This is a genomic window from Actinomadura harenae (assembly GCF_003696215.1).
GTDB classification, from domain to species: domain Bacteria; phylum Actinomycetota; class Actinomycetes; order Streptosporangiales; family Streptosporangiaceae; genus Spirillospora; species Spirillospora harenae.
Window position 1 is genome coordinate 70,276 of the sequence record NZ_RFFG01000004.1, and the last position, 25,816, is coordinate 96,091.

Below are 25,816 nucleotides of genomic sequence, written 5' to 3' on the forward strand. Positions count from 1 at the left end.
CCCACCTCAGACCAGGAAGAAGGACGCGGCGACGGCGAGCACCGCCAGGACGAACGAACCGGCCAGCAGCTCCGGGACGCGGAACATCCGCAGCTTGGCCATGAACACCTCACCGGCGGCGAGCGCGCCGCCGAGCAGCGCCACCTTCACCGTGAACACCACGACCGCGACCGGCAGCATCACCAGCGACGCCCCCGCGATGCCCCACGGCGCGAACAGGTTGGCGAACAGCCCCAGCAGGACGGTCAGCCGCATCGCCGACGCCCACTCGACCAGCGCCAGATCAGGACCCGCGTACTCCAGCACCATCGCCTCGTGGATCATCGTCAGCTCCAGGTGCGTGGACGGGTTGTCCACCGGGAGCCGCCCGGTCTCGGCGATGACGACGACCGCGAGCGCGACCGCCGCCAGCAGGCTCGCGGGCGAGGCCACCAGCTCCGGACGGTGCAGCGTGGACGTCACGATCGCGCCGAGGTCGGTGGACCCGACCCGCGCCGACAGCGCGAACACCGACATCAGGATCGTCGGCTCCACCAGGGCGAGGACGACCATCTCCCGGCTCGCGCCCATCCCGCCGAACGCGGTCGCGGTGTCCAGGCCGCCGAGCGCGAGCGCGACCGTGCCGAGCGCCAGCAGCGCCGTGACCGCGAACAGGTCCGCCGATCCGTCCAGCGGGGACGCCGTCGTCGCGATCGGCACGACGGCCGCGACGACCAGCGCCGTCCCGGCGAGGACGAGCGGCGCGAGCCGGAACAACGGCCCGGTCCCGTCCGGTGCGATGGCCTCCTTGCGCAGCAGTTTCCGCAGGTCACGCCATGGTTGCCAGACGCCCGCGCCCGCGCGTCCCTCCATCCGGGCGCGCACCTGCCGCATCACGCCGACCAGCAGCGGCGAGCCCGCGCCGACCAGCAGCACCTGCGCCGCCGCCCCGACGGTTCCGGCCGGCGTCACCGGGTCACCGCCAGCACGATCAGGACGCCGGTGAAGGCGCAGAAGCCGTACCCCAGATAGCGGTGCACGCTGCCGTTCCCCAGCCCGCGCGCGACGTCCCCGAACCACCCCGCCGCCGCGATCACCGGCCGGTACAGCCGGTGCTCGATCCGGTCACCGAGCCGCGCCCGGTAGGTCACGCTCTCCACCAGGTAGGACGACTCCTCCAACGGGGTGACGCGCAGGTCGGTCTCCGGCGCGAGGACGTTGTCGAAGACCCGCTGCAACGGCTCGGCGAACGACGTCGCCGTGTACTCCATGCGCGGCGACAGCGGCCCCATGCCGCAGTCCCAGAGCCGGGCCCGGCGCCGCGCCCGCCGCGTCACGGTCATCCGCAGGACGGCCAGGACCACGACCAGCGCGACCGCGATCCACAGCGGCGAGAGCGTGCTCGCGACCCCGTGCAGCCGCAGCGTCACCGGCCCGGTCACCGCGTCCGGCCCCGGCAGCATCACGCGGACGGCCCCGGCGATCCCCGGCAGCACCGCCACCGGCCCGAGCGCGAGCACCACGCAGGCGGCCGCCGCGAGCGCCGTCCCGGCGAGCATCGCGGGCGGACTCTCCTCGGCCCGCTCCGCCTTCACGCTCCGCGCCCGCGCGAGGAACCCGACGCCGAACGCCTTCACGAACGTCGCGACGGCCAGCCCGGCGGTCAGCGCCACGACCGCGACGGCCACCGGCATCGTGACCGCCACGGCCGTCCCGCCCGAGCCCAGCGCCTTGACCAGCCCCTGGAGCAGCAGCCACTCGCTGACGAACCCGTTGCCGAGCGGCAGCGCGGACGCCCCCAGCGCGCCCAGCCCGAACAGGACGGTCGTGACCGGCATCCGCGAACGCAGCCCGCCCAAAGCGTCCAGGTCCCCGGTGCCCGCCGCCCGCACCACCGACCCGGCGGCCAGGAACAGCACCGTCTTGAACGCCGAGTGGTTCACCAGGTGCAGCAGCGCGGCGGTCATCGCCAGCGCCGCCAGCGTCCTCGCCCCCGCGTGCCCGAGCAGCCCCGCCGCCCCGACCCCGATCAGGACGAGCCCCATGTTCTCGCAGGTCGAATAGGCCAGCAGCCGCTTGAGATCGGTCGCCACGGTCGCCTGGAGGATGCCGTACAGCGCCGACCCCGCGCCCGCCGCCAGGACCATCAGCCACCACCACGCCGGGCCGCCGCCCAGCAGGTCGAACCCCACCCGGACGATCCCGTACACGCCGAGGTTCACCATCGCGGCGCTCATCAGCGCCGACACGTGCGCGGGCGCCTCGGGATGCGCGCGCGGCAGCCACACGTGCAACGGGACGACGCCCGCCTTCGACGCGCACCCCGCGAACACGGCGGCGAACACGGCCGCCCGCACGCCCGGCGACAGCGCCCCTCCCGCCTCCCGCAGCCGCGCGAACGACTCGCCGTGCGCCGCCGCCGCGAACCCGGCCAGCCCGCCGAGCAGCACGACGAACCCGAGCTGCGTCATCACCGCGTACCAGAGACCGGCCTCCCGGACGCTCGCCCGATGCCGGTGCTCGGCCAGGACCAGCACCAGCGAGCCGACCGCCATCAGCTCCCACGCCAGCAGGAACGTGCTCACGCTCGCGGCGGCGGGCACCAGCAGCATCGCCGCGAGGAACAGCGGCGTCACCGCCTGGACGGCGCGTCCGTCCAGCGCGTGCGACCGGTGCGGACGGCAGTACGCGATCCCGTAGACCCCGGCGCACACGCCGACGACACCGGTGACGGCGATGAACAGCCCTCCGAGCGCGTCCACGGTCAGCCGTGCCCCGGCGAGCGGCAGCACGTCCGGCAGCCACGCCGACCAGGGATGCCCCGCGACCGCCGCGACGCCCGCGACCGCGCCGGCCGCGCCCGACACGGCCGTGCCCACGCCCGCACCCAGCGGACGGACCCGCCGCGGCAGCCACGTCCCCGCGACCGCCCCGGCCAGCCCCGCTCCCATGGCGACCGCGAACGCGACACCGGTGACGCTTCCCCCAGAGACCAGGGCGGATCCCCCGGAGGCCAGGGCGGATGCTCCGCTCACCGGCCGGTGAGCCCGCGCAGCGCCGCCACGATCGCCTCGGGCGCGGGCGGGCAGCCCGCCACCTCGACGTCCACCGGGACGACGTCCGACACCGCGCCCTCGACCCCGTACGCCTCCGCGAACACGCCGCAGTTGCGCGCGCAGTCGCCGAGCGCGACGACCAGCCGCGGCTCCGGGACGGCCTCGTAGGTGCGGCGCAGCGCCATCCGCATGTTGCGGGTGACCGGCCCGGTCACCACGAGCGCGTCGGCGTGCCGGGGCGAGGCGACCAGCCGCGCGCCGTAGCGCTCGGCGTCGTAGACCGGACCGAACGCCGAGGCGATCTCGATCTCGCAGCCGTTGCAGGACCCGGCGTCCACATGCCGGATCTGGACGGATCCGCCCAGCTCACGGGCCTTGTCCAGGACCTCGGCCGGTGTCTCGTCCCGTGGCCGCTCCGGCGGGGGCTCGGCCACCCGGCCGGTCGCGCGGATCTTGCGCAGCAGCTCTCTCACGGCGTCCTCGGAAGGTGTGTCCTCTGATGCGGACGCACACTAGATGCAGATGTGCGCAATTGCAAACTTTAGCAACTGCTCGGCATGACAGCGCCCGCGCGTCCGGACGCCGTCCCCGGTCGTCAGGACGCCCTTCCGGTCGTCAGGACGCGCCGGAGCGCCCGCCTCCCGACGCGCGTAGATCGTCCAGCAGTCCGACCTGCTCGGCGAGGACGCCGGTCAGGATCCCCCGCGCGACCGCCAGCAGCTCGGCGATCCGCGGGCTGGTCAGCGAGTAGATCACCGTCGCGCCCTCCTTGCGGGACGCCACCAGCCCGGCCCGCCGCAGCACGGCCAGCTGCTGGGACAGGTGCGCGGGCTCGATGCCGACCACCGGCAGCATCTCCGCCACCGCGTGGTCGCGCTCGCTGAGCAGCTCCAGCACCCGGATCCGCGCGGGGTGGCCGAGCGTCTTGAAGAACTCCGCCTTCAGCTGGTACAGCGGCGCGCTCACAGCGTCCGGCCCTTCAGCGTCCGGCCCATCACGTCGCCCCCATACCGATCACGTGTCCTCCACCACGAAGCCTCAGCTCGCGAGATTAGCAAGCCGCCGATCACCCTGAGTCCGGCCGCGACCGCGCGGCCCGGCCACGCAGTTGCCGGAATGTGCAATTGCCTATACTGGCAACTTGCATCGGAGGTGTCGGCGCCGGACAGGGCGCCGGGAGGGCGGGACGGATGGGACGGGGCCGAGCGAAGGCCATGCAGGCCAAGGTCGCGCGCAAGTTGAAGTACGACCATGACATGACCGACCTCGAACGGCTCCGCCGGGAGCTGGGCGCCACCACCGGCCCGGCCCCCCGCGACGACACCGAGGACCGCCCGGAGCGGCGCCCGTCCTAACGGGCGCCCGCGCCGGGCGCGCCGGTGCTCCGCCGCCTGGTGACGAGGAAGAACCCCACGGCCAGCGCGGCGGCGGCCACGGCCGCCGTCCCCACGACCGCCTGCCCGATCTGGGTGATCCGCTCGTTGCGTCCGGGCGGGAGGACCAGCATCTGCGCGGCGGCCCCGGCCGGGACGGTCAGCCGCGCGAGGAGCCCGACCGCCGTGGGCCGCTTGGCGCACGCGCCCACGGCGCCCAGGGGAGCCCCGAACACGAAGCTGGCCACCCACCACACCACCGACTGGGCCAGAAGCCAGTCGGACGCTCCGCCCTCACGGACCGCGTCGACGGCGCCGTACGCGGCCGTGGCGGCGAACAGGGCCAGTGCGCCGGCGGCGGCCCCCACCGCCAGTTCCACGCCCGGCGCGCGGTCGGCGCGGGTGAACAACCACCCCACGCCGACCGCCATCCCCGCCCAGGCCCATCCCGAGTCCAGCAGTGTGCTGGCGACCTCCAGGGGCGACGCCCCGCTGATCGTCGCCTCGCGGCTGCTCAGGTCGGCATAGTGCCCGGACCACGCGTTGAGCAGCGACGTCGCCGCTCCGAACGCGGCCCCGACCACCAGGAACCCGACCACCGACACGGCCGGCCGCCACCCTGAAAGCCTTCGAACCTCAGCCACAACCGCCCTCCCCGGAACGCCCGACGGCACCCCATCCACGCCAAATGATCTACCACTCGGACTCACCAGGTGCGACAGATCGTGGCGATTTCCGCGTGTGTCAGGGGTTGTGGAAGGTGATTTCCGGGTTTCCGGGAGTGGGTCCGTCGAGGACGGGCTGGGCGGTTCCCTTGAGGCTCCGGTCGAAGAACGCGCCGACGTAGGTGCGGGTGACCGCCTCCGCGCGTTCGGGGGAGATCCCCGGGCCGGGCCTGCCCGCCCACGCGTTCAGGACGGCCATGTCGGTGAAGGTGCCGTGGTCGGAGTCGGCGACCGTCAGCCAGCGCTTCCAGCCGTTGAGCCTCCTCCACGCCTGCGTCCAGGTCTTGTCTCCGCCGGGCGCCGCGTGCGCGGCACCGAACATCAGGAAGGGGCGGTGGTTCAGGCCGTTGGGCGAGAGGCGCTCGAAGAAGGTGCCGTCCATGTTCACCCCGGCCCGGACGCGGTGGTCGGCGGCCATGGTCGTGGCGGCGGCGTTGCCGCCGATGGAGTGCCCGGCCATGCCGATCCGGTCCGGGTCGATCATGCCGGAGTTCGGCCACGCCGGGCTGCGGGCGGTCAGCCGGTCGAGGACGAACGAGACGTCCTTGGCGCGGCTGCGGGCGATGGCCGGGGTGCCGCCCGCGGGGGGCTTGTCGCAGATGACGCAGGCCAAGGTGCGTCCGTCGGTGAGGGTCACGCCGGAGGACTCGTAGGTGTGGTCGACGAGCGCGATCACGTAGCCGCGGCTGGCCAGGTCTTCGGCGAGGCCGGTGAGGGTGGCGCGCGGGAGGGTCAGCCCGGGGGAGAGCACCACGAGCGGGTACCGGCCGTCCTCCGGGCGGGCGCCGGTGTGCGCCCACGTGCGCGTCCTGGCGAGCGCGTCGGGCGGGTAGGGCGAGCCGGGCGCCTTGACCTGCAAGAACAGGCGGGCCTCCTCGGTGGTCATGTAGGGCGCGTCCCCGCCGGTCCCGGGACGGGCCGGGTAGTACATCGAGACCATCAGCCGCCGCGGACCGGCCGACGGCACCCACGGGTCGCGGCGGTGGTCGTCCACGAGGTTCAGGGTGTCGCGGCCGACGGCGTGCGGGCCGGTCGGACGGGGGAGCGCCGGGGTCGGCGACTGCGCGGCCGCGGGACGGACGTTCCGCGTGGACGCCGCGTTCGGCGCCGGCGAGCCGCCGCACGCCGTCGCGGCCAGGGCGAGGCCCGTCACGGCGGCGGCCAGCCGCGGCGCGCGGGCCCGGAACGGGGAGACTTTATCCATATTCATAGATATATAGTTAAGTAGTGTTGTCGCGCGGTTGTCAATGCCGGCCTCGTCCGCCCGGCGGGAGTGGGGGTGAGGTGGCCGTCCACGCAACGCCGTCACGATCAGTGTTGACCCCGGCGCTCTGCGTGAGATGATCGCTGGGCCAACAGGCCGAGTGAAGAGCAGGAGTTGTCATGGCCGAACGCCAGAGCGGCACCGTGAAGTGGTTCAACGACGACAAGGGCTACGGCTTCATCAGCCCGGAGTCCGGAGAAGATCTGTTCGTGCACTTCCGCGCGATCGAGACGGAGGGCTTCAAGAGCCTGAAAGAGGGTCAGCACGTGACCTTCGAGGCCGTCCAGGGGCCGAAGGGGATGCAGGCGGACCGGGTCCGGATCGAGGGGTAGCGGCGCGCCGCCCCGGGTGCGCGCTCCGTCCGCGCGCCGGTCCGGGGAGGCGGGGCCGGAGGTCCGACTCGGGGTGACATTCGGGTTCCAGGGACTCCGCTGTGATCGGTCTCCCCTACCCGGGAGCAGTCGATCAGGCTCGGTGACGTTGATGATCATCCCCTCGAAGGAGACCATCGCGTGAGACGGAACGTCATCGTGCCCGGCCACTCCCGTGGAACCCGGCTCGGGTCGCGGACCACCGCCCTGGCCACCGCCCTGGCCGCAGGCGCGGCCCTCGACTGGAAGCCGCGTGACACCGTTCCCCGGGCGAACGCGTCCGCGCCGCCTTCGTCGTCGGCCCCGCCGACTCACGGCTGATGTACCTGCTGGTCGTGAAGGGGTCGGGCTTCGGCGCGCACGAGGGTCGGCTGATGCGCAGCACCGACCGGGGCGCCACCTGGAAGACGCTCCGCCACGACACCCAGGACGGACCGCTCCAGCTCGCGGTGTCCGGGCGGACCGTCGTCACCGAGGGCCTCGACACGATCGGCGTGAGCACCGGCGGCGGACGCCAGGGCGTGTGGCGCGGTGACGACCGGGGCGTGACCTGGCGTGACATCAGCGCCGGGCTGCCGAGCCCCGGCACGTCCTCGCCCGTCACCAGCGGTGACGGACGCCGGCTGTTCGCGGGAACGAACCGCACCGGCGTCCGGCGCCTCCGCCTGAACCGACCGGCACGCGGGCGGAGGCCGCCGCACCGGATCCCCGATGCGGCGGCCTCCGCCCGTCGCTCAGCGCCGGAAGCTGTAGATCGTCGTGTTGACGTCGCAGGGGCTCGGCGGGACGACCGCGACGCGCAGCAGGCCCGTGGTCCGGTCGTAGTCGACGCCCTCGGTCTCGAACGTCCCGGCGCACTCGCTGATCAGCGGCACCTGGCCGAGCGAGGTCACCCGGGCCGTGACGTCCCGTCCGTGCAGCGGCTGGGCCAGGTCGATCCGCAGCAGCTGCCGTCCCGTCGGGAACAGGTCGGTGCCGGTGTCGTCGGTCGCGCAGACCAGCGAGGTCGAGCTCACGAAGTCGCAGCCCTGGACGTCCCGGACGGGCCGGTCCAGCTTGATCTGGCCGGCGAGCGGGAGCGTCCCGCCCTTGCGCGGCGTCCGGGAGTTCAGGATGGGCGTCGGCAGGACCAGGAGGCGGGTCATCGTGTCCCACTCGCCGCTGACCATCCACCGGCCGTCCGGGGAGACCGCGGCGTAGGAGTTGTTCATCATCTCGCCGGGCGCCAGCGGGTGGACGTACTGGTAGCGCGCGCCACTCGGCGTCGTGACGGCGAACATCTTCGAGGTGGGGTCGGCGGCCGTCCACTGGTAGGCGTCGAAGATGTACCCGCGGGCGGAGTCGGGGTCGCCGATGTGGCCCCAGCCCGCGGCCCGGAACTCGTCCGGCACCGTGCCGTTCCCGGTGAAGTACAGGCCCTTGCCGCGGACGGACGCCAGGCCCTGGTTGCTGGTGGCCGACGGCCGGACGACGCTGCCCGCCGGCTTCCAGGGACCGAGCCGGAGCGTGTCGGCCGAGGCCGTCCCGGGGACGACGGCGGCGAGGACGACGACGGCGGCCGCCGTGAGCGTCGCCGTGATGCGCTTACTGATCATGGCGTGCAGCGTCCCGTCCCCATGTGACTCGAAGGTGAACCCTCCTCACACACCGGGTGCTCTTCGATGAATAGTCATCTCTCGTACCCATTGCCGTCGTTTCATGCGTTTACGGTCTGCCTCGCATGGCTTTGTCAATGAGGAGGGGTACGTGGGACACCACCACCATCACCAGCACCACCACGACGCGCCGTACGCGGACGAGGCGGTGCCCGACACCGAGCTCCGTCCCGGGGACCTGGCGCGCCGCCGCTTCCTCCAGCGGCTCGGGCTGGTGGGGGCCGCGGCGACCGGCGTCGGCATGCTGGCCACCCCCGCGTCCGCGGGCCAGGGCCACCGGCCGCACACCCCGGACCCCCGCCGCCTGCGCTGGCTCGCCGGCGACCACCACGTCCACACGCAGTCCAGCTACGACGCGATGCACACCGTCGCGCAGCAGGTCACCGCGGGACGCGGGAACGGCCTCGACTGGATGGTCATCACCGACCACGGGCACGTCGCGCACGAGAAGTTCGCGGTCGAGCAGACCTACGCCGACGTCCTGAAGGCCCGGCGGGCCAACCCGCGGATGCTGCTCTGGCAGGGCCTGGAGTGGAACGTTCCGTCCGGCGAGCACGCCACGGTCTTCTTCGACGCCGCCCGGGACGAGCTCGCCGCGCTGCGCGCCTTCGAGAAGCTCTTCGACGGCAACATCAACGGCACCAACCACACGTCCCCCGAGAACGAGGCGACCGCCCTCGCCGGGCTGCGCTGGATGTCCGGCCAGATCGACCGCGGCGTCATCGACTCGGCCCTGATGATCGCCAACCACCCCAGCCGGAACGGCCGCTACTCGCCGCACGAGTTCCGCAACTACCGCGACACCGCCCCGCACATCGCCGTCGGCATGGAGGGCTCGCCCGGCGCGCAGAACGACGGCGGCCACCGCGGCGGCTACGGCAACGCCCCCGGCACCGACTCCTGGAACGGCTGGCCGTCCGAGTCCTACCGGACGTTCGGCGGCTTCGACTGGATGACCGCCCGCCTCGGCGGCCTCTGGGACGCGATGCTCGCCGAGGGCCGCGGCTGGTGGATCACCAGCAACTCCGACATCCACTCGGCCAACGGCAGCACGCTCACCTCGCCCACCGTCCCGGACGGCTGGTACGACGCCCACGGCCGCTACCCCGACCCCGTCGACACGGGCGTCCCGCAGCGGTACGCCGACTTCTGGCCGGGCCAGTTCAGCCGCACCGTCGTCGGCGCCGCCACCCACGACTTCCGCGGCGTCATGGACGCCATCCGCCAGGGCCGCGTCTGGGTGGCCATGGGCGGCCTGCTGGACGACCTCGACGTCCAGGTCCACGGCGAGGGCGGCGGACACCCCGCCACCCTCGGCGGGCGCGTCACCGTCCGCCGCGGCGCGAACGTCACCGTCCGCATCACCGCACGCCTCGCCACCAGGCCCAACGCCGTGGGGGACATCCCCCGGCTGGCCCGCCTCGACCTCATCCGCGGCGCCGTGACCGGCCGCGCCGCCGACCGCGACGGCTTCACCAACCCGCAGGTCTCGGTCGTCGAGTCCTTCACCCCGCGCCGCCACGAGACGGTCCTGCGCGTCGAGCACCGCTTCCGCAACGTCCGCGAGCCGTTCTACCTGCGCCTGCGCGGCACCGACGGCAAGCGCTCGAACGGCCTCGAGCCGATGATGGACGTCCAGGGCGCGGCCGCCCCCTGGGACGACCTCTGGTGCTACGCCAACCCGGTCTTCGTGGACGTCCGGTGACCGTCCTCGGCGTCGACGCGGGCCACCGGGACCGCGCGGCCCTGGAACGCATGATCCTGGACGTCGTCCCGGACCCGATCCTGCTGTGCACCCATCCCGTCCAGCACGTCCAGGCCCACCACGCCGCGTCCGTGGAACTGGACCCGTCCGCCGCCACCGCGGCGACCGAGGCGTTCCTCGCCCAGGGCGCGGCCGTGGCCCAGGACGCCCAGGTCACCGGCCCGGACGACCACACCCCCGGCGCGACCCTCGCCCTGGCCCTGCACCGACGCGAGGGCCGGGCCGTCCGTTTCGAGGGCCAGCACCTCCTGAAAGGCACCCTGACCCTCGATGAGGCCCTGGCCACCGGCGCGGTGGACCGCATCGAGTCCCTGGGCGGCCCCCTACCTCCCGAAACCCTCCTGTCCACCCACGACTTCGTCCGCCCCACCTACCGAGCAGGCGACCTCATCCTGGAGATCACTCCCTCGACCACCGGAGCGATCCCCTTCGAACTAGAGCACCAACACATCTGCGGCCACTGACCACCTCCAACCGCAGAGAGGCCTTGGCCCGAGAATCCCCGGGCCAAGGCCGCCACCACCAGGCCGACCGATTCGGTCACCCCTGGGCGAGGTCGTCAAGGAGGAGGGGGACGAGGCGTTCCTCCATGACCGCACGGCCGGTGGCATGCAGGCGTCGTTCCAGGGAGGGATCCCAGGGGCTCGCCGCTGACGCACCACGCAGAGGTTCGGACTCACCCTCCGCGAGGGCGGCCGCATAGTCGGCGGAGGTCATCCGCCAGGGGACGGCGCCGTAGCGGTCGATCGCCATCGCCGTCGTGCGCAGGCCCGTCCAGTCGAAGTCGCCGCGCCAGCGGACGGACGCCCCGGCGTCCCGCACGGCTTCAAGCAGACGGTGGCAGGCGGCCGACGGGATTCCTTCGGTGCAGACCAGCGGTGCGCCTGCGGGAGCCGCGACGGCGGCACGCAGGACCGAAGGGTTCTCGCACACGTAGACCTCGGCCGCCCTGGGCACGAGCGGCATGGTGACCAGCTGGTGCAGGGTCACGCGGAACGGGGTGCGGAGGCGGGCGGCCTCGGTCAGCCAGCCGGCCAGCGGCCCGCCGGGTTCCGCGGGTAGCCCCAGGACCAGAACCTGGCTGGACAGGTCGTCGGTGAGGACTCCTGCCGACTCCCAGACCCGGCGCTCGGCCTCGGCCCCGCGCGCGGCCGGGACTCCCGCACGAACCGCGAGGGCGCGCAGGATCAAGGTGGCCAGCGGCGTTCCGGACAACGCCTTGGTGTCGCCGGTGGCGCGTTCGGCCACTACCGGAAGCGGCAGCCCGGGAGCGGGGAGCGCGTCCAGGACGGCGACGGCCATGGCGGCGGTGCGAGTGCCGCCGCGACGGAGCATCCGGGTGAGGACGCCCTCACGGCCCAGCGTCTCCGCCCACTCCCGGTACCAGCCGGTTTCCGCGTGCCTGCTCGTCGCCAACGTCGCGGCCACCGCCTCCCGGGCGGACCGGTCGGCGGCGCGGACCTGCTCGCGGGGTGTGATCGGCCCGGTCAGCGCCTCGACGGCGGCCGGCAGGCCGGAGGCGATGCCCGCGTCGGCGAGGACGGCCGAGAGACGGTCCAGGTCGACCGTCACCGTGCCTGCCGTGCGGAGCCTCCCCGAGCCCAGCAGGGACCGCAGGGCCTTGATCTCGTCGCCGGACGGGGCGTCCAGGACCAGTGGTCCCGTCAGCGGCCGGCCGAGTTCCACCCGCCGTGCGAGTCTGCGCACCAGCCGGTCGAGTGAAGTGGCGCCGAGCGTCCGGCGAAGCCTGGGCAGATCGACGTCCACATGCTCTCCGCTCAGAACAGCGAATCCTCGTCGGAGTCCGTGGCCGCATCCGGCCTTGCGTTCGTCTCCTCGGGGCTCGGGCGGGCGGCGGGCGGACGTGAGCGGGTCTCGCGGTCGGCCCGGACGGGCGTGCTCCCGTCCCATTCCCAGGTGGTGACGTGGACGGCGTCGATGCCGTCCCGCCGGCGGAGCTGGTGGGCCGCCAGGCCGGGGACGGTGTCGTAGAAGCCCCACTCGCGTTCGGAGGTCATCACCACGTCCAGGTCGAAGGTGGTCAGCAGCCCGAGGCACTTGCGGCGCGCGTCGTCGTCCACCCCCGCGAAGGCCTCGTCGAGCGCGACCATGCGCGGCGCATGCGGATGCGCGGACCGGTAGTGCGCGGCAGCGGCGGCGAACAACGGCAGCGACACGGTGAGGACGCGCTCACCGCCCGAGGCCGGTCCCAGCGCGCTGCGCCAGCGGCCGTCCTGGTGCCGCTCGATGACGAAGCGGTGCCAGGCCCGGTAGTCCAGAGCCTCGCGCAGGTGGTCCTGCCAGGTGCCGTGCTCGTCGGCGGCCCGCACCCGCTCGATCTCGCGCTGCAGGAAGTCGCCGACGGCGGCGCGGTCGGCCGCGGACCACAGGTCGGAGCCCTGCCGCAGCAGTCGGGTTCGGGCCTCGGCCAGCCCGATCGGCGCTCCGTCGGACTCGGACAGCGCCTCCCAGCGCAACCTCAGCCGCATACCGGTGGAGGTCGGACGCTCCTCCAGCTCGCTGTTCATGAACCCGACCTGTTCCTCCGCCTCGCCGATCAGCTCCTGGAGGTGACTGGCGACGTCGTTGACCAGATGCTCCTCCAGCAGGTCGCGTTCCTTGGCGGTGAGCATCCGCTCGCGGTAGTCGACCTCGCCGCCGAGCAGCTCGGTCAGCTCGGTCGGTGTGCGCTCACGGCCCTGGAAGGTCACGGTGACCACGAACCAGTCGGTCAGCCCCGCGTGGGCGTGGTGGCCGTTCCTGCTGAGCGCCTCGTTCAGGTCGGTGTAGGAGCGGGTGATCTCGTCCTGGACGCGCCGCCACGCCTCGTCACCGTCCTCGACGTCCCGCAGGCGCTCCTCCATGCGGCGGGCGAGGCGAACGGCGGGATCAGCGGCCCATGCCTCGGCCGGATCGGGAATCGGCAGGTCGTCGCAGGCCACCACGAACAGTCCGGTATCGGCGAAACGCCGGAGCTCGTCGACCGCGCGGTTCCGCTGGCCGATCGCTTGGCCGAGCTGTTCGGCCTGCTGCTCCTCCCGGCCCTGCGCCCGGGCCCGGCGCTCACCCTCGCGGCGGTGCTCGCCTTCGAGCTCCCTGATGTCCCTGTCGAGTTCGGCGATGCGCCGCCGGGCCTGTTCCAGCCGGTCGCGCAGCTCCTCGACCGATGCCCCGATCGACGCGCGCAGCGCCTCGAGCCGGCCGCGCTCCTCGGCGGCGCGCTCCCCGGCGCCCCTTGCCGTCTCCTCGGCCTCCGCGGCGGCCTCGGCGGCGGAGGCGAGCTCCTCGGTCCAGGTGCGGAGTTCGGCGAGGCGGTCGGAGTGCCGGCGAGCCGTGGAGAGCAGGCCCGTCATGTCCCGGCGGTAGTCGGCCAGCGCGCCGGAGACCTCGGCGAGGCCCGCCGGGTCGCCGGGCAGCGCCAGGTCGGCGGCCGCCTGGTCGCGCCGGGCGAGAGCGGCGGAGAGGTCATGCTCGGCCCACTCGACGGCCTCGGCCGCTCGGCCACGGCGTTCGGCGGCGCGGGCGAGCACACCCGCCGCTCCCGTCACGGCGCTGTGGGCGTCTCGCAGCGGCTGGTCGGACGGCTCCCGTCGCAGCTCGGCCTCGAGCGCCTGACGGCGGAGGTCGATCCGCCGCACGGCACCGAGCGCGTCCGCGACGGACTGCTCGGCGGCGGTGATCAGTTCCGCGAGTTCGGCGAGCCGGCGTCTGCGCGCCTCTTCCCTGGCACCTGCTCCGACGTGCGCCGCGGCGTCCTTGGCCCACGCGCCGCGTAGCGGGCCGACCCGCCAGCGGCCGGACGGCTCCACCCATGCGGGCGCGTCCTGCTCGCCCAGGCCGATCCCGGCCAGGACGGCCCTCACGGTCTCCGGCGACAGGGCGGCGGCCTGCGCGTCGTCAGGGTCGATGGCGACGGTGAGCGCTCCGGTCAGCGGTCGCGCCGCGGGAGCCCCCGGGAGGGCGACCATGTCGTGGGTGTCCGCGTTCCACAGCCGGCCGTCAGGGGTGAGCCAGGCGTCCAGCAGGCCCGACGCCTCGAGCGCCGCCTCCAGACCGGCGCGCTCGTCCGGTCCCAGGCCGGGCGCGAAGTCCACGACCTGCCACAGTGCGGCACCTGAACCGGTGCGTGTGCCCGTTCCCCGGGTATATGGGACGGGCGGGCGCTCAACGGCTCCTGAGACGAGCCGCTCACGCTCGGCGGTCAGCTCCTCCAGCTCGGTCCGGGCGCCGGTGGCGCGGGCGTTCGCCTCGGCACGGGCGGTGGCCAGCACTTCTCGTGCGCCGTCCGCGGCCTGCCGCAACGCCGTGACCAGCGGATGCGGGCCGTCCAGACTCTCGGCCCAGTCCGCCAGGCCCACATCGTCGGGATCGGGGACGGTCAGCTCGGCGAGCGATCGTCCGTAGTCGCGCCACCCCGCGACGTGCTCGCCGATCCGGCCGATGAGCGTGTCCTGGGCTTCGCCGAGTGCGTCGGCCGCGGCATCGCGGTCGGCTTCGCGTTCGGCCAGGATCCGCCGCGCCTGGCCGAGCTCGGCCTCCGCACCGGTCACCTTCCCCGCCAGGGCGGTGACATGCCGGATCGCCTCGTCGCGGGAATCGGCGATCGCGGTGGCTCGCTGCTCGGACCTGCGGAGGACCTCGTCGTTCAGCGGTTCGAGGACGATCTCCGCGTGCTGTCCGGCGATTCCGGCCCGGTCCGCGGCGTTCGCGGCGAGCCCGCGCGCCTCGTCCAGGGCCGCGGCGCTGGACTCGGCGGACCGCGCGGCGCCGTCGCGGCGGGTCTGCCGTTCGTTGCGGGTCCGTCCGGCGCGCTCGGCCGTGTCGCGGGCGCGGGCGGCCTCCCGTTCGGCCTGCTCGGCGTACCGCTGGGCGTCGGCGAGGTTCTTCAGCCGAGGGTCGGAGCCCAGTTCCTCACGGACCGCGTTCTGTTCGGCCCGTTCGGTTCGGGACGCCTCGATGCGCTCGCCCGCCTGCCGTTCCTTGGCCCGGGCCTCCGCGATCTCCTCACGTAGCCCGGACAGGGAGCGCTGGAGGTTCTCGTAGGCGCTGTGCGCCGTGCGGAGCTCACGTCCCTGCCGACGCGCCGCGACCTGCGCGTAGCGGCGGTAGCGCTGCAGGAACCGGGAGACGTGACGGCGCGTGTCCCGCAGGCCTTTCAGCTCTTCACGCTGCTGCTCCAGGTCGTGGAACGCGGTGGCGATGTCGCTGAGCACCGCCTGGTCGACCGGAGTGAGCGCGTCCGACAGGGCCTTCGACAGCCGCTTCTCGTCCGGACGCTTGGACAGTTGGGGCTGGCGGAGCTGGATCAGCAGGTTGACCAGGGCGTCGTAGCGTTCCTCACCCAGCCGGAACAGGTGCTCGTCCAGCATGCGCCGATAGCGTTCGGCGGTCTGCACCACCTGGCCGTGCGGGCCGATCGCCTCGGTGAGGCGGTCGCGGGTGAGCGTCGTCCCGCTCGGGCCGATGAGGAACAGGTCCTGGCCCATCCGCTGGGAGGTGAGGAAGAACCAGTGGTCGGTGATGCCGCGTCCGGCGACGGCCTTCAGGCCGATGCCGACCGTCAGGTAGGCGTGTTCACCGTCCTCGGTGACCCGGCCGAACTCCAGCCAGGTGTAGCCGAGCCGCTCGTCGTAGCGCCCGCCGAGCAGCAGGTTCCAGTCCATGCGCTTCTTGGCGTCGCCGTCCGGTTCGACGCGGCTCGGGGTGAGGACGCCGTCCAGCAGCAAGGGCAGGGTCAGCGCCAGGACCTTGGACTTTCCCGTGCCGTTGTTGCCGATGAAGGTGATGCGGCCGTCGCGGAACCAGAACTCCTGGGCGTCGTAGTAGAACAGGTCGACCAGGCCGCTGCGCAGCGGCTGCCAGCGTGAGGTGCGTGCGATCGGCAGATCCGCCGGCCCGGCCGGACCGGGAACGGCGTCGGCGATGGCCGTCATTGGTCGTCTCGCTTTCCGATGATCGTGGGGTCGGCGTAGCCGAAGCGGGCCAGCGCGGGCAGCGGCGTCACGACCTGGCCCTCCAGCCGGACCAGCCCGAGGGCCTCCAGGCGCCACAGCGCGTGCGCGGTCAGGGGCCGCTCGGCGCCGGGATCGCGGGTGTTCTTGCGCCAGTGCCCGGAGTGCTCGGTGATGAGTTCGGTCATGCGGCGCTCGGCGTCGGCGACGGTGGTGGCGCCGGCCGCGTCACGCAGCCGCTCGGACAGGTACTCGGCCAGCAGGAGCGTGGCGTGGCCCTCGGTCCCCTCGTCGGGCATCCCGAAGTCGGTGGCCTCGTGAGTCGGATCGACCAGCGCGATGCCCTCGGCGCGCACTTCGGCCAGGAACCCGGTCGCCTCGGTGAGCCGCTTGAGCAGCGGGCCGCGCTGCATGTCCAGGTAGGCGCGCTGCTCAGGGGTGAGGTCGGTGTAGTACAGGACGGGATCGTCCAGGAGCCGCCGGGCGATGCTGTGGCGGACCTGCCGGTTGCGGCCGTCCTCGGTGTCGGGGACCAGGTCGCGTGTCACCGCCGAGAGGCGCATGTCGTGGTCGCCGGTCTCCACCAGGGACGGACCGATCCGGGTGGCGAGCAGGACGGCCAGCACGCGCCGGTCCACGTCGTAGAGGGCGTCGCCGGTGCTGTTGACGAACGCCTGCTCGTCACCGGCGATCTTCGCCAGCACGCCCAGCGACAGCAGCAGCTGCGCGACCGCGACCAGGTCGCCGCGCTCGTCGCGGTTCTCCATGGTGAAGACGATCCCGGCCGCGGTGATCTGCTCGTCGGCCGCGAACATCAGCACCCGGTCGACCAGCCGCCCCAGCGTGATCTGCGACTCGGCGCGCTCCAGCGCCGCCAGCGCCAGGCAGGTCAGCACGTAGCGGCGGCGGCTGAACGGCAGCCGCGCCCGGGCTCCGCCGCCGCGCACCGACGCCGCCCGGCTGCCGTCGGACAGGTCGCCCGGCACCTTGCGCAGCCGCGCCACACCCGGGTCGGTGTACAGGCTCCAGCCGGTCTCGCGGGGGAACCACTGGCCGAGGTACCCCGCGTGCCTGCGGACCAGCGCGTAGTCCCGGTCGCGGGGAGTGAGCAGCGGACTCCGCAGCAGCGCGCGCACCGCGCGGCGGCGTTCGTCGTCGCGCCGCTCGTCCAGCACGTCCGTGAGGTCGCCGCTCACCGGGCCGCCTCCGCCGGGTCCGCCGGACGGGGGACGCTCAGGTCGACGATCGTGATCTCGTGTTCGGGACCGCGCAGCACGCCGTCCTCGGTGACGATCTCCGCCAGGCCGTCGCACGGCCGCAAGGTGACCTCCAGTGAGCCGTCGGACGTCCGGGTGCGGACCGTCCCGGACGGATCGGACGGATCGGATGGCCCGGCGGCGAGCGCGTCGCCGAGCAGGCGCAGGAACAGCCGGAACTCCCGGCGGTCGAGCTTGCCCAGCTCGCTGAGCAGAACGGGCCGCCCCGTGGCCAGGGCCCGGCGTGCGGACTCGATCTGCTCGCGCTCGTCCGCGATCTCCTCGGCGAGCAGCCGCCGCTCCGCCGAGCGGTCGCGCACCCGCTTCTTCGGACCGCGCTTGGCGTACTGACCGGTGGCCCGCAGCCGCGCCGAGACCTTCACCTCCGGCGCGTCCGCCCAGCTCGTCGCGGCGGGCACATCGGCGGGCTCGCTGTCGCTCTCGGCCGTCAGATGGCGAGCGGTGGACAGGCCGAAGGCCGCACGCCACAGCCGGTGCGCGTCCTGTTCGGTGGGGGCTTCGGCGAACCAGCGGGCGAGCGTCCTGAAGTCGGCGGACCGGTCGCTGCGTCCCGCGCGACGCTCCTGGAGCACGCTGATGGTCGCCAGCAGATCGGGAATCGCCTTGCGCGCCCGGGTGCGCAGCAGGTCGGACTGACTGGGATGGCTGCGTCCGCCGACGAACCACGACCACAACCCTGACCAGCGGCTCTCCCACAAGGCCAGCTTCTCGCCCACCGAAACGGTCATCACCGGCTCACCGGCCTCGACGTCGCCCGTTCCCGGCGCGTTCCCGGACGCGGTGCCCTCCGGCGCGGCGTCGGAGGCCTCACGCTCGGCGGCGAGGGCCAGCAGCACCGCGACCCGCCCGGTCGGCAAGGCCTGCAGCGTCGAGCCGATGTCGTGCTGCTTGACGACCAGTTCGGAGACGAACCGCTCCAGATAGACGATCAGGCGGTCCTTGTAGGCGAGGAACGCCTCCTCGTCCACGTCCTGCAACTCGATCGTGCGCTGGAGCCCGCTCATGAACGCGCCGGCGTTGGCGGCCAGGCTGTCGAGCCGCCCCATCAGCTCCAGCAGGAGGTTGTGCACCACCGCGGGGTCGGGGTGCTCCGGCAGATCGCGCAGAGCCCGCAGCCTCACTCGAATGTCTTCGAGCGCGACCGCCTGGAGTTCACCGCGCCGACCGATCTCCTGCTCGTACACCTCGAGGGCCCGCTCGGCGGCCTCGCCCTCCCGGCTCAACTGGTAGAGGTGGCGCGGCCGGTTGAAGTCCTCCACGGTGGTGACCCGGCCCGTGTCCGGAGACGAACGAAGGTTCACCCACCCGGTGAGCGACTTCAACGCCGCGTCCACGGCGTCCTCGCCGAGCGGCGGCCCGCCGTCCTGCCGCAGCGCCTCGGCCACGTCCTCAGGACGCAGATGCACGACGAAGCGCTGTTTGTTGGCCACGAAGACCCGCATCACGCGGCGATAGGTCTCGACGAGCGATGTGTCGAGATGCGCGAACGGACGCGCGGTCATGCTCCCCATGTACCCCCCATGCCAAGGCGCGGTGACCGATATTGCCCCCCGTTGACCGCTGTGTCTTGCGGGTTTTCGGGACGAGTCAGCACTCGGCTCCGCACCGCTCCCGTGTCCCGGAGCAATTCAGGCTATCCAGGCCACGGTCCGGGTGGTAATCGTTCGCCCGAACTACGGTGCGCTGACGGGACCGACTGGTCAAGATCTACGCAAAATTCCACGGGGAGGATTGTCGGTGGCGGACGTGAGCGGGCCGGTGCCACGGCCTCCGAGGCCCCAGCGCCGCTGGTTCCAGGAGCTGCCGTCCGAGTACCCCTGGGAGCAGGAGGGCCTCGACTTCGTCAAGAACCTGATGCCCCGGACGGAACCCTATCGCGCGTGGGCGACGTTCTCCTTCACCGCCCGCTCTGGCCGAGTGAACGAGTGCGACCTTTTCATCGCCACCCCTGGCGGCCTGTATCTCGTCGAGTTGAAGGGGCACCGCGGAGAGGTCTCCAACAATGGCGGCTGGTGGACGTTCCGCTACGGCACGGCTCGTCCGAAGAGCATCCGCAACCCGCTGCACCTCACCGACCAGAAGAGCAAGGAGCTGAAGAGCCAGCTCCAATGGGCCGTCCACCAGGTACTTCCCGGTTCGAGCCTCAGGATTCCCCGGATCGAGCCGGCGGTGTTCCTCTCCGACATCGGACTGGTCAGCCGGCTCGACGAGGTCCAGGACCGCAACGTCTACGGTCGCGACGACGTCTCCCACGGGCTGTCGAAGATCTGGGCCGACCTGCTGGGGCGCCCGCCGCAGACCGAGGCGCGTCGCGTCGGCTCGCTCCTGTCCCAGCACCTGCCGAGGCTGATGGAGGCCATCGGCATCACCCACTCCCTGGCACACCTGGACTTCGGTGACGGCTGGAGACTCGACTCCGACGTCCTCGACTCCGGGCCGACCTGGGAGGACCGCCTCGCCGCACGGACCGGACTCGTCCACGAGGCCGGGCGCGTGCGCGTCTACCTGGTCGGCAAGCAGGCCACCCAAGACACCTACGTCTCGGTCGAACGCGCCGCGCGCCGAGAGTACGAGGTGCTCCAAGGCATCAACCACCGCGGCATCGCCCAAGCCCAGCTGATCCGCGACCACCGCGGTGCTCCGGCCATCCTCTTCCGGCACGACCCGGCGGACCAGCCGCTGGAGACCTACCTCGACCAGTACGCGTCCGAACTGACGCCGGAGACGCGGCTCGACCTGGTCCGCCAGCTCGCCGAGGCCGTCCGGTACGCGCACCACCGATCGCTGTACCACCGGGCACTCGCGGCCCGGTCGGTGTACGTGTCGTCCGCGGACGACGGCTCCCGGCCCGTCCTGCGGATCATCGACTGGCAGGCCGCCGCCCGGGACTTCGACACCTCGACCACGATCGGCAACTCCCCGCAGACCGACGCCCATCTCCAGGACACCGCTCAGGTGTACCTGGCCCCCGAGTTCGAGAACTCCTACGCCGACCCCGTCGAGCTGGACGTGTTCGGCATGGGAGCGGTCGCCTACCTGATCCTCACCGGCGAGCAGCCGGCGCCGGACCGCCCGGCCCTCATCGACCGGGTGTCGAGCCGTGGAGCGGGGGGCCTGCACCCGTACGCCGTCGCCGACGGCCTCGACCAGCTCGTCTACCGTGCGACCGCCGGTGAGCCCGCGCTCCGCCTGGCATCGGCCGACGAGTTCCTGGACCTGCTGGACGAGGCCGAGGAGGACAACGCCGTCCCCGCCGGCGAGCCCGGCGACCAGGACTGGGAGGCGGTGGACCCGCTCATCGCGCAACCCGGCCAGGCCGTGGACGGGGACGTCGAAGGGCCCTGGCGGATGGAACGCCAGCTCGGCACCGGCGGCACCGCCCGCGCGATCCTCGTCACCCGTCCGGTCGAAGACGAGGACGGCGAGGAGGTCGTGCAGCGGCGCGTCCTGAAGATCGCACTGGACGAGTCTCGGGCCGACCGGCTCCAGATCGAGGCGGACGCGCTCGCCAAAGCCGGCGGCGGAGCGGTCGTCAAGCTGTACGACGGCCCCCGCCAGGTCGCCGGACGCACCGTCCTCGACCTGGAGTTCGCCGGTGACCGCACACTCGCCCGCGTCCTCACCGAAGAGGGCAGGCTCACCTACCACCAGCTCGAACGCTTCTCCGAGGACCTGTTCCGGGCACTGGACCAACTCGCGGCCGAGGGCCTGCGGCACCGGGACCTCAAGCCGGAGAACTTCGGCGTCCTCCTGCGAGCCGACCGCACCTGGGCACTGAAGCTGCTGGACTTCTCCCACGCGGGCGTGTCCGACAGCGACATCACCGCAGGCACCCGCGGCTACGTCGACCCCTTCGTCGGCCAGCTCAGCCGCCCGTTCTTCGACGACCACGCCGAGTGGTACGCCGCCGCGGTGACCCTCCACGAGATGGCCTCCAGCGAGCGGCCCGTCTGGGGCGACGGCAAGACCGACCCGCGCACCGCCGCCGACGACCTGCCGCGCATCGCCGAGGACGTGTTCGAACCCGCCCTGCGCGAGGGCCTCACCGCCTACTTCCGGAAGGCGCTGCACCGAGACACCTCGCAACGGTTCGAGTCGCTCGCCCAGATGACGTCGGCCTGGCGGGCCATCTTCCAACAGGCAGACCAGACCGCCCCGGTGGGTGCACCAGCCGGTGCACCCATCACGGCCAGCGGCGAGAACACCGACCCCATCCTCGACCGCGAAGCGCTCCAGGCCGCCCGCGACGCCGCCGCCGAGGTTGCGACGCTGGATACGCCACTCGAGGCCGCGGGCCTGTCGCCGCGAGGGGTATCGGTGGCCCGACGGTTCGGCGCGACCACGATCGGCCAGCTCCTGCGGGTGCCCCCATATCTGATCTTCAGGGCCCGCGGCGCGGGCGCGATCGCCCGCAAGGAGCTCAACCTCCGCCACAGGCAGTGGACCGCCAAGTACGGCACACCCGAACCCACCGGCGATGCCGGAGACAAGACCGTAGCCGGAAGCTCGCCCACCGGCCCGGCGACGCCCTCCCCTGCGACGGAAGACCGGGACCGTCTGCGCGTCGACGAGCTCGCCGCGCTCCTCGTTCCATCCAGTACGCGGAAGAGCTCCAGCAAGAATGAGGTTCTGCGGCTGCTGCTCGGCCTGCCCGCACCGGACGGCACCCTTCCAGATCTCGGCTGGCCCACCCAGGGTGAAGTCGCCAAGAGGCACAGCCTCACCCAGGCGACCGTGTCACGACACCACAAGGCGGCGACCGCCGACTGGGCCGCTGCAAGCTGGCTCGATCCCGTCCGTGCGGAGATCGTCGAACGGCTCGGCGCCCTGGGAGGCGTGGCGACCGCGGGCGAGCTTGCCGCCGCCCTGCGCGTCCGCCACGGAGCCGCGTCGGGCCTCGCTCCCGAGACCGTCGCCGCCATGGCCCTGGCCGTCGTACGCGCCGCCGTCGAGGCCGAGATGTACGTCGGAGTCGGCCAGTCGGAGGAGGACGAGCCGAGACTGGCCCGCCTGCGCCAGCGAGGCAAGGTGCTCGTCGCCCTCGAATCCCTGCCCGGGACCGACGACCCCACCCCCAGCGAACTCGCCGACTACGCCGACAAGCTCGGCGGCGAAGCCGCCTCTCTGGCAGAGGCCGAGCCACTGCCAGGCCGCGCGGAGGTCCTGCGAGCGCTGCGGGCCGTCACGCCTCCCGAAGGAATGGCCGCACTCGCCGACGCCCGCCTGATCGCCCTTGCCGCGGCCATCGCGCCGGGCGTGCTGATGTCGCCGGGAATGCAGCTCTACCGGCGTGACCTTCCCCTGGCGAAGGCGTTGCGGTTGGCACAGGCCGGAGCGGGCGTCCGCCACCCGGACGGCATCACCCTGGACAGGTTGATGTCCAAGGTCCAGGCTGCATTCCCTGACCTTGATGCCTACGCCTCATCGCCCACGTACATCACGATGGAGGCGGCACTACAGGACGCCGGTTTCCCGCTCGTCTACGGCCGTGAGCAGAAAAGGTTCCTGCCCCCGGCCCCGGCTCCGGCACTCACGTCGTCGATCACCGCGACAAGCAAGCCGCTCGGCCGCGGGGTGGCGACACCGGAACAGGTGCACCAAGACGCCGTCGCCGCCAAACTGGACTCGGCACACCGCCAAGGCGGATTCCTGGCACTGACGGTGCACTACAAGCGCCTCCCCGGCCTCGCCGAAGCTCTCGCGGACCGATACCCGGTCGTCCTGGTCGACGTCGCCGAGGTCTTTCTGACCGAGTTCCGCAAGCTTGCGGACGAACAAGGCGTGGACTGGTCCCAGGTACTTCGGGCAGACGAGCGGATGACCGAGCAGGGGAAGGTCCCTGGCGGCCTCCGCTCGTTCGTCACCCGTGTCATGGACAACACTCGTGACGCTCTGCTGACCCGGGAAACCGGCGTGTTGCTCCTCCACAACGCGGGCCTGCTGGCCCGCTACTTCGACGTGGGCGGACGCCAGCTGCTGGCGGATCTACAGAAAGCAGCCCGCCGCCCCGGCGATGCCCCGCACGGGCTGTGGCTGCTGTGCCCGTCGGAGTCCCCACGCGCCCTGCCGAACCTGGACGGCCGAACCGTCGAGGCCATCGGCGGCGACGCCGAGTGGGTGGTGCTCGACCGGGAGTCCGTTGAGCGCCTCCACGGCCCCCGCGCAGCGTAACCCCTCGTTCCTGTTCGACCCTTCGTGAGCCGTTTTCGGAGAGGACAATCGAGTGACCGTGAACCAGGCCGCCCTGCTGAAGGACCTGCGAAAGCAGGTCACAGCCCTGGAAGACGACCTGCGCGAACGGACTGAGCCCGAACCGAAGTACCACCAGGCCCTGCAAGCGGAGTACGAGCGGGCCCGCGCAGCCCAGCGCACCGCGGCAACCTACGGCGCATGGCGCGATGATCGCGTGACGCAGGCAGCGGTGGCTTGGATCTTGGCAACGGTCTTCGTCCGGTTCTGCGAGGACAACGGCCTAATCACCGACCCGTGGATCGCTGGTCCCGGCGAACGCCTGGTCGTGGCGGATGAACGCCACCAGAGATTCTTCCGCGAACATCCGGAGAAGAACGACCGCGACTGGCTCATCACCGCCTTCGACCATCTCGCCTGGACCAACGGGACGGTCGCGGGTCTGTTCGACCGTGACCACAACCCTCTCTGGGAGTTGAAGCCGTCCTACGAGGCAGCAAGCGATCTGCTGAAGTTCTGGCGACGTGTTGGATCTGACGGTGAGTCCGTCCACGACTTCACCGACCCGGATCTGGGGACTCGCTTCCTCGGTGACCTTTACCAGGACCTCTCGACACACGCTCGGAAGACGTACGCGCTGCTCCAGACCCCGGAGTTCTTAGGCGGACGATGGTGATTAGGTCTGCGAAGGCAGCACGGGCGAGTGTGAGCAGGGGCGCCTGGACGAGCTTGGAATCACGTACAGCAATCACGCTGTTGGTGAGCTCGGCTATTTCGACGCAGTCGCCGCTGCTGCCCTGGCTGTGGCTGGACTTCCGCCAAGCGGTTTCTGGTGTCACCGCAAGGTCCTCGGGCATGGTTCCTCCGTCGTCAGCCGAGCTGGCCAGCAAGATCCTTCAAGTATGCGACGCTGGCGTCCGGGCTCAAGGCCATGGCGCTGAGATGCTGAAAGATCATGCCATAGCGCTGGAGTTCCTCGCTTTCTTCGAGGTAGATGCTGGTTTGTTGCGTCTCCAGGTACACCAGGCTCGGGTCTTCATCAGGGAAGTCCAGGACGACGAACGATCCCGCCAGGCCCGGATGGGGCCCAGCGTCCAGGGGCAGAATCTGGATGTTGACGTGCTCCATGTGATCGGTATCGATGAGGCGTTGTAGCTGCGCACGCTGATCCTCGACGTTGCCGAAGGGGCGCATGACGGCGCTGGCATCGATGATTGTCCAGAAGTACGGCGGATGCGGGTCGCTGAGCAACTCCTGACGACGCATACGGAGCTGTACCAGGCGCTCGACCTCAGTCGGGTCGCGGGTGAGGTTGCCGCGGATCAAGCTGGTCGCATACTCGGGAGTTTGGAGCAGTCCAGGGATCACCGAGAGCTGGAACCCATGGATTCTCGCTGCCCCGGCCTCGAACTCGACGTACGAGTCGTCGAGGACGTCCTTGTAGGAGTTCCACCAGCCGCGTTGCCGTGCCTGGCGTGTCAAGGTGACGAGCTCGTCGTACCTGGGGTCGTCGCTGGTGACGCGGTAGAGATCGAGCAGCAGACGGGTGTCTACGACCATCGGCTTGACCGCCTGTGCCTTCTCGAGGCGGGTGACCTTGCCAGGAGACCACTCCAGCGATCTTGTTACGTCCTGCGCGGTCATCTCGTTGGACTCGCGCAATTTGCGCAATTCAATCCCAAGGCGACGTCGGCGCACGGTTGGGCTGCGCCTTTGATCATTCACGGTGCATCTCCAGGATGGGGCTGTGTCGTGACGACGATAGTTCGATCACCTGCAACCGGACATCCAAACGCGTTTTGGACTGATTTGAATTTCTGCATTGCAGATTCTAGCTTGCGGGTTCACTCTGGGGAGCGGAGAAGCCCCAGTGGAAGATCGTTTTCCTGGGGAGGTTCGGAAAAGAGGCGGTCCCGGACGCGGTGGTTGCACACCGGCCGGGACCTGATCGGACAACGGAGGTCCGACTGTGATCTACGATCCCACGAAACCGGCCGCGGGGGGAGCGGCGGCGGCCTGCTCTGAGAGGCCACCCGTTCAGTTGCAGTTCGCGCCTCAGCGCACTGCGCTGGGCGTCGGCCGGAGGCCGGTGGAGGTGCTGGCTGTGTTGCGGGTTTGGTGCCCGCGGATGGTCTGCTGGTACGGAGAGAAGACCGGGAGCTTCTGGTTCCTGTCGCGGGACGGCAGGCTGATCGAGGCCCGCGATGCCGA

20 protein-coding genes are annotated in these 25,816 nt (G+C 71.9%); 7 read left to right on the plus strand and 13 right to left on the minus strand.

The annotated features are described in order from the left end of the window. Positions 1-6: 6 nt before the first annotated feature. The 4 genes from EBO15_RS03380 to EBO15_RS03395 form a co-directional block, all read right to left on the minus strand. On the minus strand, positions 7-951 hold the full coding sequence (locus tag EBO15_RS03380) for a respiratory chain complex I subunit 1 family protein (RefSeq protein ID WP_122192806.1): 945 nt from the start codon (positions 949-951) through the stop codon (positions 7-9). Beyond that, a complete protein-coding gene (locus tag EBO15_RS03385) occupies positions 948-3,014 on the minus strand; it encodes a proton-conducting transporter transmembrane domain-containing protein (protein ID WP_233615903.1) in 2,067 nt (688 codons plus the stop codon). Before EBO15_RS03385 ends, EBO15_RS03380 begins: the two co-directional genes overlap by 4 nt. Next, entirely contained in the window at positions 3,011-3,508 is a 498-nt protein-coding gene (locus EBO15_RS03390) for an NADH-quinone oxidoreductase subunit B family protein (RefSeq protein WP_122192807.1), read from the minus strand. Before EBO15_RS03390 ends, EBO15_RS03385 begins: the two co-directional genes overlap by 4 nt. A 142-nt stretch (positions 3,509-3,650) precedes the next feature. After that, positions 3,651-4,001 carry an ArsR/SmtB family transcription factor gene (locus tag EBO15_RS03395; protein WP_122192808.1) on the minus strand — a complete coding sequence of 117 codons (351 nt, stop codon included), beginning with the start codon at positions 3,999-4,001 and terminating at the stop codon, positions 3,651-3,653. Between the two features lie 224 nt (positions 4,002-4,225). On the opposite strand from EBO15_RS03395, the gene EBO15_RS03400 reads away from it, so the two are divergent. Continuing rightward, positions 4,226-4,390 carry a DUF3073 family protein gene (locus tag EBO15_RS03400; RefSeq protein ID WP_122192809.1) on the plus strand — a complete coding sequence of 55 codons (165 nt, stop codon included), beginning with the start codon at positions 4,226-4,228 and terminating at the stop codon, positions 4,388-4,390. Here EBO15_RS03400 and EBO15_RS03405 read toward each other — a convergent pair. Together EBO15_RS03405 and EBO15_RS03410 are read right to left on the minus strand one after the other, a co-directional pair. After that, entirely contained in the window at positions 4,387-5,013 is a 627-nt protein-coding gene (locus EBO15_RS03405) for a hypothetical protein (protein ID WP_122192810.1), read from the minus strand. The genes EBO15_RS03400 and EBO15_RS03405 overlap by 4 nt on opposite strands. Positions 5,014-5,152: 139 nt before the next feature. Further along, complete coding sequence (locus tag EBO15_RS03410) at positions 5,153-6,337, minus strand: alpha/beta hydrolase family protein (RefSeq protein WP_122192811.1); 1,185 nt, start codon at positions 6,335-6,337, stop codon at positions 5,153-5,155. A 179-nt stretch (positions 6,338-6,516) separates the two neighbouring features. Between EBO15_RS03410 and EBO15_RS03415 the strand changes: the two genes are divergently transcribed. After that, entirely contained in the window at positions 6,517-6,729 is a 213-nt protein-coding gene (locus EBO15_RS03415) for a cold-shock protein (RefSeq protein ID WP_122192812.1), read from the plus strand. Between the two features lie 180 nt (positions 6,730-6,909). Continuing rightward, entirely contained in the window at positions 6,910-7,089 is a 180-nt protein-coding gene (locus EBO15_RS03420) for a hypothetical protein (RefSeq protein WP_122192813.1), read from the plus strand. A 413-nt stretch (positions 7,090-7,502) separates the two neighbouring features. Here EBO15_RS03420 and EBO15_RS03425 read toward each other — a convergent pair whose 3' ends face one another. Then, the gene (locus tag EBO15_RS03425) at positions 7,503-8,363 is read right to left on the minus strand and encodes a hypothetical protein (RefSeq protein ID WP_122192814.1); all 861 of its coding nucleotides are present in this window, start codon (positions 8,361-8,363) and stop codon (positions 7,503-7,505) included. Between the two features lie 151 nt (positions 8,364-8,514). On the opposite strand from EBO15_RS03425, the gene EBO15_RS03430 reads away from it, so the two are divergent. Further along, positions 8,515-10,128 carry a CehA/McbA family metallohydrolase domain-containing protein gene (locus EBO15_RS03430; RefSeq protein ID WP_122192815.1) on the plus strand — a complete coding sequence of 538 codons (1,614 nt, stop codon included), beginning with the start codon at positions 8,515-8,517 and terminating at the stop codon, positions 10,126-10,128. Continuing rightward, positions 10,125-10,652, plus strand: a complete 528-nt coding sequence (locus EBO15_RS03435; RefSeq protein WP_122192816.1) for a hypothetical protein — start codon at positions 10,125-10,127, stop codon at positions 10,650-10,652. The genes EBO15_RS03430 and EBO15_RS03435 overlap by 4 nt, the downstream gene beginning before the upstream one ends. 76 nt (positions 10,653-10,728) lie before the next feature. Here EBO15_RS03435 and EBO15_RS03440 read toward each other — a convergent pair whose 3' ends face one another. From EBO15_RS03440 to EBO15_RS03455, 4 genes are read right to left on the minus strand one after another with little or no spacing between them, the layout of a single operon-like run. Continuing rightward, positions 10,729-11,955: a TIGR02679 family protein gene (locus EBO15_RS03440; RefSeq protein WP_199744316.1), complete on the minus strand. Its 1,227-nt coding sequence runs from the start codon at positions 11,953-11,955 to the stop codon at positions 10,729-10,731. An 11-nt stretch (positions 11,956-11,966) separates the two neighbouring features. After that, positions 11,967-16,121, minus strand: a complete 4,155-nt coding sequence (locus tag EBO15_RS03445) for a TIGR02680 family protein (RefSeq protein ID WP_122192818.1) — start codon at positions 16,119-16,121, stop codon at positions 11,967-11,969. Continuing rightward, positions 16,118-17,335 (minus strand): TIGR02678 family protein, encoded by a 1,218-nt coding sequence (locus EBO15_RS03450; protein WP_122192819.1) that lies wholly within the window; start codon positions 17,333-17,335, stop codon positions 16,118-16,120. Before EBO15_RS03450 ends, EBO15_RS03445 begins: the two co-directional genes overlap by 4 nt. Next, positions 17,332-18,918: a TIGR02677 family protein gene (locus tag EBO15_RS03455; RefSeq protein WP_233615904.1), complete on the minus strand. Its 1,587-nt coding sequence runs from the start codon at positions 18,916-18,918 to the stop codon at positions 17,332-17,334. The genes EBO15_RS03450 and EBO15_RS03455 overlap by 4 nt, the downstream gene beginning before the upstream one ends. Before the next feature lie 235 nt (positions 18,919-19,153). On the opposite strand from EBO15_RS03455, the gene pglW reads away from it, so the two are divergent. Then, the gene (gene pglW / locus EBO15_RS03460; protein ID WP_122192821.1) at positions 19,154-23,587 is read left to right on the plus strand and encodes a BREX system serine/threonine kinase PglW; all 4,434 of its coding nucleotides are present in this window, start codon (positions 19,154-19,156) and stop codon (positions 23,585-23,587) included. 52 nt (positions 23,588-23,639) lie between these two features. Further along, positions 23,640-24,281 (plus strand): hypothetical protein, encoded by a 642-nt coding sequence (locus EBO15_RS03465; RefSeq protein ID WP_199744306.1) that lies wholly within the window; start codon positions 23,640-23,642, stop codon positions 24,279-24,281. Here EBO15_RS03465 and EBO15_RS47005 read toward each other — a convergent pair. After that, the gene (locus tag EBO15_RS47005) at positions 24,163-24,462 is read right to left on the minus strand and encodes a DUF397 domain-containing protein (protein WP_122192822.1); all 300 of its coding nucleotides are present in this window, start codon (positions 24,460-24,462) and stop codon (positions 24,163-24,165) included. The genes EBO15_RS03465 and EBO15_RS47005 overlap by 119 nt on opposite strands. Positions 24,463-24,475: 13 nt before the next feature. Continuing rightward, a complete protein-coding gene (locus EBO15_RS03475) occupies positions 24,476-25,330 on the minus strand; it encodes a helix-turn-helix domain-containing protein (protein ID WP_122192823.1) in 855 nt (284 codons plus the stop codon). Positions 25,331-25,816: the final 486 nt, after the last annotated feature.

What these genes read in the sequence shown, in the direction of transcription:
- EBO15_RS03400 (WP_122192809.1), top strand. Translation starts at nt 4,226, where the DNA reads ATGGGACGGGGCCGAGCGAAGGCCATGCAGGCCAAGGTCGCGCGCAAG.
- EBO15_RS03410 (WP_122192811.1), bottom strand. Translation starts at nt 6,337, where the DNA reads ATGGATAAAGTCTCCCCGTTCCGGGCCCGCGCGCCGCGGCTGGCCGCC.
- EBO15_RS03415 (WP_122192812.1), top strand. Translation starts at nt 6,517, where the DNA reads ATGGCCGAACGCCAGAGCGGCACCGTGAAGTGGTTCAACGACGACAAG.
- EBO15_RS03425 (WP_122192814.1), bottom strand. Translation starts at nt 8,363, where the DNA reads ATGATCAGTAAGCGCATCACGGCGACGCTCACGGCGGCCGCCGTCGTC.
- EBO15_RS03445 (WP_122192818.1), bottom strand. Translation starts at nt 16,121, where the DNA reads ATGACGGCCATCGCCGACGCCGTTCCCGGTCCGGCCGGGCCGGCGGAT.
- EBO15_RS03455 (WP_233615904.1), bottom strand. Translation starts at nt 18,918, where the DNA reads ATGACCGCGCGTCCGTTCGCGCATCTCGACACATCGCTCGTCGAGACC.
- EBO15_RS47005 (WP_122192822.1), bottom strand. Translation starts at nt 24,462, where the DNA reads ATGCCCGAGGACCTTGCGGTGACACCAGAAACCGCTTGGCGGAAGTCC.